Below are 13,016 nucleotides of genomic sequence, written 5' to 3'. Positions count from 1 at the left end.
TGACGTCGGCTTCTTGCGACTGTGACGGTGGAGGGGGCGGGAATGTGCGCTACGGGGAGTTGCGGAAGCGTCTCGAAGGGGTCGCGATCATGGCCCGTCGAGACCGGTGGGAGATCCTCCGGTGACCTAGGACACGATGTCCTTGCGGGCGAAACCCCGGAAGGCCAGGGCGAACAGCACGATGGCGTACGTAACGGAGACCGCCGTGCCCTGGATCATGCCGGACCACTCCGGATGGGGCTGTACGGCGTCCGCCCAGGCGAACTGCCAGTGCGCGGGCAGGAAGTCGCGCCAGTGGCCGAGGGCCGTGACGGCGTCCAGGACGTTGCCGACGATGGTCAGGCCGACCGCGCCGCCGACCGCGCCCAGGGGTGCGTCGGTCTTCGTGGAGAGCCAGAACGCGAGCCCGGCGGTGACCAGTTGGGACACGAAGATGTACGCCACGACGACCAGGAGGCGTTGGGCGGCCGTGCCCGCGCCGATCGCGCCGCCGGTGGGCAGCTCCAGGGGGCCCCAGCCGTAGGCGGCGGTGCCGACGGCGAGGGCGACGAGCGGGAGCAGGATCATCGCGGCGAGGCTGAGGCTCAGCCCGACGACGAGCTTGGACCAGAGGAGGCGGGCCCTCGGCACGGGTGCCGCGAGCAGATAGCGCAGGGAGGACCAGCTGGCCTCCGAGGCGACCGTGTCCCCGCAGAACAGGGCGACCGGGACGACGAGCAGGAAGCCCGCCGACACGAACAGGTTCACGGCGGCGAAGTTGGCGCCGGACGAGGTGGCCGTGTCCATCAGGGTCACCTGGGAGCCGCGCTCGTCCGGGGTGCCGCCGATCGCGAAGGCCGCGACCAGGATGAAGGGCAGCGCGGCGAGGATGCCGCCCATGACCAGCGTGCGGCGCCGCTTCAACTGCCGGACCAGCTCCACCCGTAGGGGCAGGGTGCGGCCGGCCCGGTAGCCGGAGGCCACCTCGACGGGCTCGGCGAGCGTGCTCATGCGGAACCTCCGATCAGGGTGAGGAAGGCGTCTTCGAGCCGGCGGTGGGGGCCGACCGAGGAGACGGGGACTTCGAGTCGTACGAGTTCCACGAGGAGGCGGGCCGCGGTGCCTGGGCCTTGGGCGGGAGGTGGGGATGCCGTGCCCTCGGCGACGCCGCCACCCGGTGTGGCCGCGGCAGTCTGCGTGACGGCGGCGGCCGCGCCGGCGGCCGTACTCGCCCCGTTCGTCGGGGAGTTGGCGGACACCAGCTCATCGCCCGGTGCCAACTCGTCACCCGGCGCGGGTTCGTCGCCCACCGCCAGGCGCACCAGCAAGCCGCCCTCCGCCCGGACCACCGACTCCACGTCCGCGAGCGCCGCGATCTTGTCCACCAGGGGGTCGGGGATGTCCGCCGCCAGGCCGACGAGGAGGGTGTCTCCGGAGCCGATGATCTCGGCGACCGGGCCCGCCTGGACGAGACGGCCCCGGTCCATGACCACGAGGTGGGTGCAGGACTGTTCGACCTCGGCGAGGAGGTGGCTGGAGACGATGACCGTGCGGCCCGCCTCCGCGTAGCGGATCATCACCTCGCGCATCTCGCGGATCTGGGGCGGGTCGAGGCCGTTGGTCGGTTCGTCGAGGATGAGGAGGTCGGGGAGGCCGAGCATCGCCTGGGCGATGGCGAGGCGCTGGCGCATGCCCTGGGAGTAGGTGCGGACCGCGCGGGCGAGCGCGTCGCCGAGGCCCGCGATCTCCAGGGCCTCCTCCAAGTGGGCGTCCTCCGGCGGCCGTCCGGTCGCCTGCCAGTACAGCTCCAGGTTCTCGCGCCCGGAGAGGTGCGGGAGGAAGCCCGCGCCCTCGACGAAGGCGCCGACCCGGGACAGCACCGGTGCGCCCGGGCGGATCGCGTGCCCGAAGACCCTGATCTCGCCGGCGTCCGGCTTGATCAGGCCCATCAGCATGCGCAGGGTGGTCGTCTTGCCCGCGCCGTTCGGGCCCAGGAGGCCGAGCACCTGGCCCTTCTCGACGCGGAAGGACAGGTCCCGTACCGCGTACCGGTCCGCCGACTTCGCGTACCGCTTGCTCAAGTCGGTGATCTGGAGCGGGACTTCGGCCAGCGCGGGGTCGGGAGGTGTCGACGCCGTACGCCTGCGTCCGGTCAGGAGCAGGGCCAGTGCGGCCGCCACACCCGCCAGCGGGAGCCACCACACCCAGGACGGGAGCGTCGCCGCCGCGGTCGTGACGCCGGGGGCCGTCGGTACCTTGAGGTCGCTCTTCAGGGTGACGGTGTACGTCGCCGGGGCCGCCGGGGAGGCGTAGCCGAGGTCCGTCGAGGCAAGGACCAGGCGCAGGTGGTGGCCGCTCTGGACGTCGTGGTCGATGGCCGGGAGGGTGATCGTGACGTCCTTGCCGGACTTGGTGCCCTCGATCCTGATGGGGGTCACCAGCTGGGAGGGGAGCACCTGTTGGGTGCCGCCGGAGCCCACGTCGTAGACCTTGCCGAAGAGGACGGTGTCGTCGCTGGTCGACTTGACGTGGACGGTGACCGTGGGCGAGCCGGTGATGCGGAGGCTCTTGGTGACGGGGGCCGAGTCGAACGCGGCGTACTGGCCGGGGAAGTCGAGGGAGACTCCGACGCCCAGGGAGGACAGTTGCGAGAGGCCGCCTGTGCCGCCGAGGCCGGGGAGGGCCGAGATCGCGGGTGGGCTGGCGCCCGCCGGGTTGGTGAAGGACTGCTCGCGGCGGCCGGTCAGGGCGATCGTGCGCGGGTCGCTCTCCAGGCCGGGGTACGCGCTGCCGCTCGCGCCGCGCAGCTGGGCCGCGCCGTCCGTGGAGTCGACGCCTCCGGTGCGGGTGACGCGGAACGCGGGGCCGGTGTCGGTGTTCTTGTCGTCCTTCAGGTACCGGTCGAACCAGGACGTCACGCGCGCCTGGACGCGGCTCGTCTCCATGTCGCCGCCGTCATGGCCGCCGGCGATCCAGTCGACGTCCACGGGGGCGCCGTTGGCGCGGATCGCCTTCTGGGCCGCGTCGGCCTGGCCGAGCGGGAAGAGGGAGTCGGTCTGGCCCTGGATCAGGAGGGTCGGCACGTTGATGCGCGTGGCGACGGCGGACGGTGAACGGGCTTCGAGGAGGGCGCGGGCCTGGGCGTCCGGCTTGCCGGACTCGGCGACCCGGTCGTACATCTGGCACAGCGCGGGCTCGAACTTGGCGCAGCCGCCACCGGAGTTGATGAAGATTCCGGCCCAGAGCTTCTTGAAGACGCCGTTCGGGAACAGGGCGTCCGCGAGGTTCCAGTACGTGATCGCCGGGGCGATGGCGTCCACCCGGTCGTCGTAGCCGGCGGCCAGGAGGGAGATGGCTCCGCCGTAGGAACCGCCTGCCATGCCCACGCGCGGGTCGCCCGGCTTGTCGAGCTCGACGTCCGGTTGCTTCGCCAGCCAGTCGATCAGTTTCGATACGTCCTTGACCTCGCCGGACGGGTCGTTCAGGCCGATCTTGCCGGTCGACTTGCCGAAGCCGCGGGCCGACCAGGTCAGTACCGCGTAGCCGTCCTCGGCCAGGTCTTGGGCTTCCTTTCGTACGTCGGCCTTGCTGCCGCCGAAGCCGTGGGCGAGGAGGACGGCGGGGCGGCGTCCGGTGGCACCGGACGTGAAGTACGAGGTGTCGAGGCGCACTCCGTCCACGGCCATGACGCGGTCGGAGCGGTGCACCGGAGGCGGGTCGTCGGAGGCAACCGCCGTCCAGGTACCGGCACCCGCGAGCACGACCACGGCGGCCCCGGCGGCCAGCAGGCGCCGGGGCCGCCGCAGCCCTCGCAGGGCGGGCAGTCGAAGATCCATGCCTCAACGGTACGGCCCGCGACGGACAACCGAGGCAGCCCCCGGGCCGAACCTCCGCCCCTCCCCGGGGAGTACGGGCCCCTTCCCGCATACCGCGTCCGTGGTACGAAGTCCCATGGCCAGCATCGACAGCCTCGCGATCCGCCGTGCGACCACCGTCGCCGAAGTCACCGCGGCCGAGCACCTCTTCGACGGTCCCGTCCGCACCCAGTGGGCCGAGCGTTTCCTGACCGGCGACGGACACCATCTCTTCCTCGCGTACGCCGGGGAGTCGGTGGTCGGCTTCGTCAGCGGCGTCGAGACCATCCACCCCGACAAGGGCACCGAGATGCTCCTGTACGAACTCGCGGTCGCGGAGCCGTATCGGCGCGGGGGGATCGGGCGGGCGCTGGTGCGGCGGCTCGACGCGCTCGCGCGGGAGCGGGGCTGTTACGGGATGTGGGTGCTCATCGACACCGGGAACGACGTCGCCCTCGCCACCTACCGCAGCGCGGGTGGCAAGGACGACGGGTCGTGCACGGTGGCGACGTGGGACTTCACGTAGTGAAGTCGACGGGTGAAGGCAGCTTGTGAGAGCCGTGGGCGAAGGCGCCTACGCCTGCTGGTCCTCCGGGATCGACACCAGCCAGCGGGTCTCGCGGCGCGGGCGCAGGTAGAACGCCCAGTAGAGGGTGGCCACGGCGACGATCCCGCCCGTCCACAGGAGATAGCTCGTCTCCTGCTGGGTCAGGATGTAGGCCAGGACCGCGATCAGCAGGATCGGCATTGCGGGCCACAGCGGCATGCGCCACGCGTGCGTGTGCCTGTGTGGTCCGCGGCGGGAGAGCAGGGCGGCTACCGCGACCAGGAGGTACATGCCGGTCACCGAGACGCCTGTCACGCCGTACAGGGTGTCGAGGTTGACGAAGCAGAGGACCGCGCCGGGGATGCCTACGGCGAGGGTGGCCACCCAAGGGGAGCCGAAGCGGCCGAGTTTCGAGAAGACCGTGTTGACCGGGTGGGGCCAGGCCTTGTCGCGGGCCGAGGCGAAGAGGACCCGGGAGTTCTGGATGACCATGACGATGCCGGCGTTGATGATCGCGAGGGCCACGCAGAGGCTGACGAAGGTGCCCACCGCCGAGTTGGACCAGGCCGTCACCATCGCTCCGATGTCTCCGCCGGTCAGGGTGGAGAGGTCGTTCGCGCCCACCGTGATCGCGACCACCGGGACCAGGATGATCACCGTGGAGATCGCGAGGGTGGCCAGGACCGTGCGGGCCACGTTGCGGCGCGGGTTCTCCAACTCCTCGGAGAGGTAGACCGCCGTCGAGAAGCCTTGCGTGACGAACAGGGCGATCGCCAGGCCCGAGACCACCAGCATCGCCGTCACCGTGTCCGTGTGGCCGCCCGTCCCGGCGACCTGCATCGACGTCAGGCTGCCCAGGCCTCGTTGGCTGTGCGTGAAGCCGAGCAGGGCTACGACTCCTGCCGCTACGACCTCCAGGACCAGGAAGATGCCCGTGATCCACGCGTTGGCCCGCAGGTCCAACAGGCCCGCCAGGGTGGCCAGGAGCATCACTCCGGCGCCGGTCATGGACGGGTCCAGGTGGGCGATCGGGGCCAGGTAGTCCGCCGTGCCCATCGCTATCACCGGCGGGACGATCATCACGACCAGGAGGGACAGGAGGAAGACCAGCCAGCCCGCGAGCCTTCCCGCCAGCGTCGACACCATCGCGTACTCGCCGCCCGCGCTGGGGATGAGGGTGCCCAGCTCCGAGTAGCAGAACGCCACGGCGATGCAGAGGACGGAACCGATCGCGATCGTGAGGGCGGTCGCGGTGCCGAGCGAGCCGAACAGGTCGGGGACGACCACGAAGAGCGTCGACGCCGGTGTCACGCAGGAGAGCGTGAGGAGCGTGCCGCCGACGATGCCGATGGAGCGCTTCAGCTGCTGCGGGCGCTGGCTCTGCGGACTCTGGGGGCTGTCCGACGACGCCTCGGAAACGGCGGCCTCGGCAGTGGGGAGGGTGTCGGTCACGCGCTGATGGAACATTGACGGAAAACATCACGTCAATGGGTGTTCACCTACGGAATTCGTTGATCCAGTCCGGTCGGAGTGCCGTATCCGACACCCGGAGGCAGTGCCCGCCCCGCCTGCGAGCGCTACGGGAACCGCAGCCGTCGTAGCCGAAAAAATGGGGCCGTCCGCGATGCGGACGGCCCCATTCAGCGATTCTCAGTGGTTGCGCGGGAAGCCCAGGTCCACGCCCGACGGGCCGTCGGCCGGGTCCGGCCAGCGGGTGGTGACGACCTTGCCGCGGGTGTAGAAGTGCGTGCCGTCGTTGCCGTAGATGTGGTGGTCTCCGAAGAGAGAGTCCTTCCAGCCACCGAACGAGTGGTAGCCGACGGGGACCGGGATCGGGACGTTGACGCCGACCATGCCGGCCTCGATCTCCAGCTGGAAGCGGCGGGCGGCGCCGCCGTCGCGGGTGAAGATCGCGGTGCCGTTGCCGAAGGGGGAGGCGTTGATCAGCGCCACGCCCTCGTCGTACGTGTCGACGCGCAGGACGCAGAGGACCGGGCCGAAGATCTCGTCCTGGTACGCCTTCGCCGTGGTCGGCACCTTGTCGAGCAGGGAGATGCCGATCCAGTGGCCGTCCTCGAAGCCCTCGACCGTGTAGCCGGTGCCGTCCAGGACGACCTCCGCGCCCTCGGCCGCCGCGCCGGTGACGTAGGACGCCACCTTGTCGCGGTGGACCGCGGTGATCAGCGGGCCCATCTCGCTCGTGGGGTCGTTGCCGGGGCCGATCTTGATCTTCTCGGCGCGCTCGCGGATCTTCTCCACCAGCTCGTCGCCGATCGAACCGACCGCGACCACGGCCGAGATGGCCATGCAGCGCTCGCCCGCCGAGCCGTAGGCCGCGCTCACGGCCGCGTCCGCCGCCGCGTCGAGGTCGGCGTCCGGGAGGACCAGCATGTGGTTCTTGGCCCCGCCCAGGGCCTGGACGCGCTTGTGGTTCGCGGCCGCCGTGGTGTGGATGTAGCGGGCGATGGGCGTCGAACCGACGAAGGACACCGCCTTCACGTCCGGGTGCTCCAGGAGGCGGTCCACGGCCACCTTGTCGCCGTTGACGACGTTGAAGACACCGTCCGGGAGGCCTGCCTCCGCGAGCAGTTCGGCGATCTTCAGGGACGCCGACGGGTCCTTCTCGGACGGCTTGAGGACGAAGGTGTTGCCGGTCGCGATGGCGATCGGGAACATCCACATCGGCACCATGGCCGGGAAGTTGAACGGCGTGATGCCCGCGACCACGCCAAGGGGCTGGCGGATCGAGGAGACGTCTACGCGGCTCGCGACCTCCGTCGACAGCTCACCCTTCAGCTGCACGGTGATCCCGCACGCCAGGTCGACGATCTCCAGGCCGCGCGCGACCTCGCCCAGCGCGTCGCTGTGCACCTTGCCGTGCTCGGCGGTGATCAGCTCGGCGATCGCGTCCCGGTTGGCGTCCAGCAGCGCGCGGAACTTGAACAGGATCGTGGTGCGCTTGGCGAGGGACGAGGTGCCCCAGGTCGCGTACGCGTCCTTGGCGGCGGCGACGGCCGCGTCGACCTCGTCGACGGTCGCGAAGGCGACCTTGGTGGTGACCGCGCCGGTCGCCGGGTCGGTGACCGGCCCGTACGTGCCCGACGCGCCTTCGACGGACTTGCCGCCGATCCAGTGGTTGACGATCTTCGTCATGCCCAGATGCTCCTTCACAGATGGCGGCGTCGGGTGGAGACGTGCCGTTCGTACAGCTCACGTGCCTTGACCGCGGACGATCGGGTCGCGGTCGCGGCCACAGGTACATCCCACCAGGCCTGCGCCGGGGGCGCGCCCGACACTGTGTCTGCGGTTTCGGTCTCCACGTAGACACATGTGGGAGTGTCGGCCGCCCGCGCCACGGCGAGTGCCTCGCGCAGGTCGCTGACGGTCTTCGCGCGCAGGACGCGCATGCCGAGGCTGGCCGCGTTGGCGGCGAGGTCGACGGGGAGCGGGGCGCCGGTGTAGGTGCCGTCGTCCGCCTGGTGACGGTAGGCGGTACCGAACCGCTCGCCGCCCACCGACTCGGACAGGCCGCCTATGGAGGCGTACCCGTGGTTCTGTATCAGCAGGACCTTGATCGCGATGCCTTCCTGTACGGCGGTCACGATCTCCGTCGGCATCATCAGATACGTGCCGTCGCCGACCAGCGCCCACACCGGCCGGTCCGGCGCGGCCAGCTTCACGCCGATCGCGGCCGGGATCTCGTAGCCCATGCAGGAGTAGCCGTACTCCAGGTGGTACTGGTCGAACGACCGCGTCCGCCACAGCTTGTGCAGATCGCCGGGGAGCGAACCGGCCGCGTTGACGAGGATGTCGGACGCGTCGACGATCTCGTCCAGCGCGCCCAGGACTTGGGGCTGTGTGGGGCGTACGTCGGGTTCCTCGGCCTCGTAGCAGGCGTCGACGCGCTGCTCCCAACGCTCCTTGTCCTCGCGGTACTCGGCGATGTACGACGGGGTGACCCGGTAGGTGTCCGGGCCCAACTCCCTTGCCAGCGCGGTGAGTCCGTCGCGCGCGTCCGCGATCAGCGGCTGTCCGGCGAGCTTGTGGCCGTCGTAGGCACCGATGTTGAGGTTGAGGAAACGGACGCCGGGACGTTCGAAGAGGGTGTGGGAGCCGGTGGTGAAGTCGGTGTAGCGGGTGCCGATGCCGATCACCAGGTCGGCCAGGCGGGCGAGTTCGTCGGCGGTCGCGGTGCCGGTGTGGCCGATACCGCCGACGTCCTGGGGGTGGTCGTGGTTCAGGGAGCCCTTGCCGGCCTGGGTGGAGGCGACCGGGATGCCGGTGGCGGCGGCGAACTCGGCGAGGGCCGCCTCCGCGCGGCTGTGGTGGACTCCGCCGCCCGCGATGATGAGCGGCCTCTTGGCTTCTCGAACCGCCCTTACCGCTTCGGCGAGTTCGGCCGGGTCGGCGGCCGGTCGCCTTACGTACCAGGTGCGTTCGGCGAAGAACTCGTCCGGCCAGTCGTACGCCTCGGCCTGAACGTCCTGCGGGAGAGCGAGAGTTACGGCTCCGGTCTCCACGGGGTCGGCCAGTACGCGCATGGCGTTCAGGGCGGCGGGGATCAGCGCTTCCGGCCGGGTGACGCGGTCGAAGTACTTCGACACCGGGCGCAGACAGTCGTTGACCGACACGTCGCCCGCGTACGGGACTTCGAGCTGCTGGAGCACCGGGTCGGCGGGGCGGCCGGCGAAGGTGTCGCCGGGGAGGAGCAGGACCGGGAGGTGGTTGATGGTGGCGAGTGCGGCGCCGGTGACGAGGTTGGTGGCGCCGGGGCCGATGGACGTCGTGACGGCGTGTGCCGCCAGACGGTTCGACTGACGCGCGTAGCCGACCGCCGCGTGGACCATGGACTGTTCGTTACGGCCCTGGTGGTACGGCATGACGGGGAGTGTGGGGGGTGTCCCCCCACTGGGCGCCGTGGCGTACTCGATGAGGGCCTGGCCGAGGCCGGCCACGTTGCCGTGGCCGAAGATGCCCCAGGTCGCGTCGATCAACCGCCGCCGTACGCCGTCGCGTTCGGTGTACTGGACGGACAGGAACCGTACGAGTGCCTGTGCGACCGTCAGCCTGGTCGTCGAGGTCATCGGTAACCACCTGTGCTTTCAACGTGGTCCGGGTGGAAGCAGATCCGCCACTCCCTCGTTCCACCCGGCCCCGCCATGACGTTCAGGTAGTACATGTCGTGACCCGGCTGGGCGATCGACGGGCCGTGCCAGCCATCGGGCACGAGCACGGCGTCGCCGGAGCGGACCTCCGCGAGGACGTCGGATCCGCCCTCACGGGAGGGGAATACGCGCTGATAGCCGAAACCGTTCGGGCCGTCGATCTCGAAGTAGTAGATCTCCTCCAACTCGGCTTCCTCACCCGGCCGTTGTTCGTCGTGCTTGTGCGGCGGATACGAGGACCAGTTGCCGCCAGGAGTGATGACCTCTACGGCGATCAGCTTGTCGCAGGCGAAGGCGTCCGCGGAGGCGAAATTGCGGACGCGGCGAAGGCAGGTGCCGTCGCCGCGTCGTTCCACCGGAACCTCCGGCGCGGGGCCGTAGCGAGCGGGGAGTCGTCGCTCGCACTTCGCTCCTGCCAGGGCGAAGCGGCCTCCCGCGCCGGAGGCGATCTTGGCCTGGGCGTCGCGGGGCACGTACGCGAAGTCGGTGACTCCGGCGAACACGCTTTCCCTGCCCAGGAGTTGGAACTCTTCGTCCGCAATTCGCACGGTACATCCACCGCTGAGCGGAAGCACGATCCACTCGCTGTCACCGGTGGTGAAGTGGTGTGTCCCGCCCGGCTCCAGCTCCACGACCCGCAGACTGCTGTGGGTCCAGCCGGCCCGCTTGGGGTCGATGTCCACGGCGTACTGCGCGTTGGCGGCGGAGCCCTTGGGGACGTACAGCTCGGGGACGTACGGCTCGGCGGTCGTCATAAGGCGGCCCTCACAACAGTCCTACGGCGGTGTCCACGGCGGCGGCGACGTCTCCGTCCGCCGGGTAGAGCAGCGAGCGGCCGACCACCAGGCCGCGCACGGTGGGGAGTTGGAGGGCGCCGCGCCACTTCTCGTAGGCGCCGTCCTGGTCGTCGCCGACCTCCCCGCCGAGGAGCACGGCGGGGAGGGTCGAGGTCTCCATGACCTGGGCCATGTCGTCCGGGTTCTCGGTGACCGGAAGCTTGAGCCAGGTGTAGGCCGAAGTGCCGCCCAGGCCCGAGGAGATGGCGATGGACTTGATGACGGCCTCGGCGGAGAGGTCGTTCTTCAGCTTGCCCTCGTCCGTGCGGCGGCTGATGAACGGCTCGACGAACAGCGGGAGTCGGCGCGCCGCCATGTCGTCGATGGCGCGGGCGGTGGACTCCAGGGTGGTGAGGGAGCCCGGGTCGTCGTAGTCGATGCGCAGGAGCAGCTTGCCCGCGTCGAAGTTGAGGCGCTCGATGTCCTGGGCGCGGTGGCCCGTGAAGCGGTCGTCGAGTTCGAAGCTCGCGCCTTGCAGCCCGCCGCGGTTCATCGAGCCCATGACGACCTTGCCGTCGAGGGCGCCGAGGAGCAGCAGGTCGTCCAGGATGTCGGCGGTCGCGAGGACGCCGTCGACACCGGGCCGGGCGAGGGCGAGGCAGAGGCGTTCGAGGAGTTCGGCGCGGTTGGCCATGGCGAACTTGTGGTCGCCGACGCCGAGCGCGCCGCGGGCCGGGTGGTCGGCGGCGACGATCATCAGCCGGCCGGCGTCGTTGAGCAGGGGCCGACGGACGCGACGGGCGGCGGCCTCGGCGATCGCCTCGGGGTGACGGGTGCGGACGCGGACGAGCTCGGAGATGTCGACGCGGGGGCCGGTGCCGCTCTCGTGACCCGAAGGGCCGGAGGGATCCGAAGGCCCGGTGGTGAGACCGTCCCCGCCCCCGTGCTCGTGCTCGGCGCCCGCGACGCGGCCGGCCCTCACAGCACCGCTCCGGCGGCGATCGCGCCCTCGACCTCGGCGACCGTGGGCATCGCGGACGAGCACTCCAGGCGCGAGGCGACGATCGCGCCGGCCGCGTTGGCGTGCCGCATGATCTTCTCCAGGTCCCAGCCGGCCAGCAGGCCGTGGCACAGGGAGCCGCCGAAGGCGTCACCGGCGCCGAGTCCGTTCAGGACGGTCACGGGCAGCGGGGGCACCTCGGCCGACTCGCCGGCCCGGTTGACCGCGAGGACCCCCTTGGGGCCCTGCTTGACCACGGCGAGTTCGACGCCGGCGTCCAGCAGCGCCTGGGCGGCGGCGTGCGGTTCGCGTACGCCGGTGGCGACCTCGACCTCGTCGAGGTTGCCGACGGCGACGGTGGTGTGGCGCAGGGCCTCCTCGTAGAAGGGGCGCGCCGCGCTCGGGTCCTTCCAGAACATGGGCCGCCAGTCGAGGTCGAAGACCGTCGTACCGGACTTGGCGCGGTGGGCGAGGGCCGCGAGCGTGGCCGTACGGCTGGGCTCCTCGCTCAGGCCCGTGCCGGTGATCCAGAAGATGCGGGCCGCGTGGATCGCGTCCAGGTCGAGCTCGTGGGCGTCGATCTCCAGATCCGGGGCCTTGGGCTGCCGGTAGAAGTACAGCGGGAAGTCGTCCGGCGGGAAGATCTCGCAGAAGGTGACCGGGGTCGGGTAGTCCGCGACGGGCGTGACCCAGCGGTCGTCGACGCCGAAGTCGCGCAGCGCCTCGTGCAGGTAGGTGCCGAAGGGGTCGTCGCCGGTGCGCGAGACCAGGGCGACCTCGCGGCCCAGCCGGGCGGCGGCGACCGCGACGTTCGCCGCCGAGCCGCCGAGGAACTTCCCGAAGGTCGTCACCTGGGGCAGCGGCACGCCCGTCTGCAGCGGATAGAGGTCCACCCCTAGCCGCCCCATGGTGATCAGGTCGTACGCCATCGACTTCCCTTCGCGCCCTCGTCTCCGGACCCCCTGAGGACCGGATGCGGAGCGGCTTCGTTTCGGCTCTCCACGGTTTGTAGTCCCGTGCCCCGAGCCCTGTCAATGTTTTGTCCAGACATTCGGACGAGACGTGGACGGCTTGCGGGTAAGGGCTTGCGTTCCGACCGCCATGACAGGTGGCTTGTCGGGTGCGGGTGCTGTAGTCAACGCGCCGCGCCCTTGCGCCCGCGTGCGCCTTTGCGTCACGTGTGTCACAAAAGCCCCCCTCGTGTCACACATATCGCGTGTACGCGGGTTTTGCGTCACACCCGGTCGACAGGCGCTTCCCGTCCCTCACTCTGTGTCGTTCACCGGGCACAGGCTTTGTGATCGCCAGCGCAGCGCACGGCTCCCCCGACGGCCGCCCCCGGCCGCCGCCGCGGCGCGCGCAGGGAGGTGCACTCATGACCGACCGACGGCTCTGGTCGTACAAGGAAATCGCGGCCCACATCCGCGTCCAGCCCGACACCGTCCGCTCCTACCGCAAGCACGGCCTGCTGCCCCCGCCCGACCACGTGGAGAGCGGCAAGCCCTACTGGTACGCCGACACGGTCCGGGCCTGGGTCGCCTCCCGGCCCGGCAACCGGGGCCGTAGAGACGACTGAGCCGAGCGGGTACGCCGACGCGGTACCGGGCGCCCGGTACCGCGTCCGCCCCTCCGGCCGCGACCGGGACATCGGTGCGGAGGCGACCCGCCTGACCGTCGGGTCCGGATTCGGGCAAC

General features: G+C 70.7%; 10 protein-coding genes. 2 read left to right on the top strand and 8 right to left on the bottom strand.

Annotation, left to right across the window (positions count from 1 at the left end; translation table 11 throughout):
• Window positions 1-126: 126 nt before the first annotated feature.
• Both OG714_RS32425 and OG714_RS32420 read right to left on the bottom strand, forming a co-directional pair.
• Window positions 127-990, bottom strand: a complete 864-nt coding sequence (locus OG714_RS32425; RefSeq protein WP_406126327.1) for an ABC transporter permease — start codon at window positions 988-990, stop codon at window positions 127-129.
• Window positions 987-3,815 carry a CocE/NonD family hydrolase gene (locus tag OG714_RS32420; protein ID WP_406126325.1) on the bottom strand — a complete coding sequence of 943 codons (2,829 nt, stop codon included), beginning with the start codon at window positions 3,813-3,815 and terminating at the stop codon, window positions 987-989. The genes OG714_RS32425 and OG714_RS32420 overlap by 4 nt, the downstream gene beginning before the upstream one ends.
• A gap of 115 nt (window positions 3,816-3,930) precedes the next feature.
• On the opposite strand from OG714_RS32420, the gene OG714_RS32415 reads away from it, so the two are divergent.
• Window positions 3,931-4,359: a GNAT family N-acetyltransferase gene (locus OG714_RS32415; RefSeq protein WP_406126323.1), complete on the top strand. Its 429-nt coding sequence runs from the start codon at window positions 3,931-3,933 to the stop codon at window positions 4,357-4,359.
• Window positions 4,360-4,407: 48 nt separating this feature from the next.
• Here the strand turns inward: OG714_RS32415 and OG714_RS32410 are convergent, their stop codons facing one another.
• The 6 genes from OG714_RS32410 to iolC form a co-directional block, all read right to left on the bottom strand.
• Entirely contained in the window at window positions 4,408-5,832 is a 1,425-nt protein-coding gene (locus OG714_RS32410; protein WP_406126322.1) for an APC family permease, read from the bottom strand.
• A 198-nt stretch (window positions 5,833-6,030) separates the two neighbouring features.
• Entirely contained in the window at window positions 6,031-7,533 is a 1,503-nt protein-coding gene (gene mmsA / locus OG714_RS32405; protein ID WP_406126320.1) for a CoA-acylating methylmalonate-semialdehyde dehydrogenase, read from the bottom strand.
• Between the two features lie 14 nt (window positions 7,534-7,547).
• Window positions 7,548-9,464 (bottom strand): 3D-(3,5/4)-trihydroxycyclohexane-1,2-dione acylhydrolase (decyclizing), encoded by a 1,917-nt coding sequence (gene iolD, locus OG714_RS32400; protein ID WP_406126319.1) that lies wholly within the window; start codon window positions 9,462-9,464, stop codon window positions 7,548-7,550.
• Window positions 9,461-10,300: a 5-deoxy-glucuronate isomerase gene (gene iolB / locus OG714_RS32395; protein WP_406126317.1), complete on the bottom strand. Its 840-nt coding sequence runs from the start codon at window positions 10,298-10,300 to the stop codon at window positions 9,461-9,463. Before iolB ends, iolD begins: the two co-directional genes overlap by 4 nt.
• A gap of 10 nt (window positions 10,301-10,310) precedes the next feature.
• Window positions 10,311-11,180, bottom strand: coding sequence for a deoxyribose-phosphate aldolase (locus OG714_RS32390; RefSeq protein WP_406132036.1), 870 nt, complete (start codon window positions 11,178-11,180; stop codon window positions 10,311-10,313).
• 119 nt (window positions 11,181-11,299) lie between these two features.
• Window positions 11,300-12,250, bottom strand: a complete 951-nt coding sequence (gene iolC / locus OG714_RS32385; protein ID WP_406126316.1) for a 5-dehydro-2-deoxygluconokinase — start codon at window positions 12,248-12,250, stop codon at window positions 11,300-11,302.
• Between the two features lie 446 nt (window positions 12,251-12,696).
• On the opposite strand from iolC, the gene OG714_RS32380 reads away from it, so the two are divergent.
• Window positions 12,697-12,897: an AlpA family transcriptional regulator gene (locus tag OG714_RS32380; protein WP_019065707.1), complete on the top strand. Its 201-nt coding sequence runs from the start codon at window positions 12,697-12,699 to the stop codon at window positions 12,895-12,897.
• Window positions 12,898-13,016 lie beyond the last annotated feature (119 nt).

Source organism: Streptomyces sp. NBC_00989 (assembly GCF_045162655.1).
GTDB lineage: Bacteria > Actinomycetota > Actinomycetes > Streptomycetales > Streptomycetaceae > Streptomyces.
The sequence above is the reverse complement of the archived record's forward strand: the minus strand, read 5'-3'. Positions and strand labels throughout refer to the sequence as shown.

Coding starts and splice junctions, on each gene's coding strand:
- OG714_RS32425 (WP_406126327.1), bottom strand. CDS start 990: ATGAGCACGCTCGCCGAGCCCGTCGAGGTGGCCTCCGGCTACCGGGCC.
- OG714_RS32420 (WP_406126325.1), bottom strand. CDS start 3,815: ATGGATCTTCGACTGCCCGCCCTGCGAGGGCTGCGGCGGCCCCGGCGC.
- OG714_RS32415 (WP_406126323.1), top strand. CDS start 3,931: ATGGCCAGCATCGACAGCCTCGCGATCCGCCGTGCGACCACCGTCGCC.
- mmsA (WP_406126320.1), bottom strand. CDS start 7,533: ATGACGAAGATCGTCAACCACTGGATCGGCGGCAAGTCCGTCGAAGGC.
- iolD (WP_406126319.1), bottom strand. CDS start 9,464: ATGACCTCGACGACCAGGCTGACGGTCGCACAGGCACTCGTACGGTTC.
- iolB (WP_406126317.1), bottom strand. CDS start 10,300: ATGACGACCGCCGAGCCGTACGTCCCCGAGCTGTACGTCCCCAAGGGC.
- iolC (WP_406126316.1), bottom strand. CDS start 12,250: ATGGCGTACGACCTGATCACCATGGGGCGGCTAGGGGTGGACCTCTAT.
- OG714_RS32380 (WP_019065707.1), top strand. CDS start 12,697: ATGACCGACCGACGGCTCTGGTCGTACAAGGAAATCGCGGCCCACATC.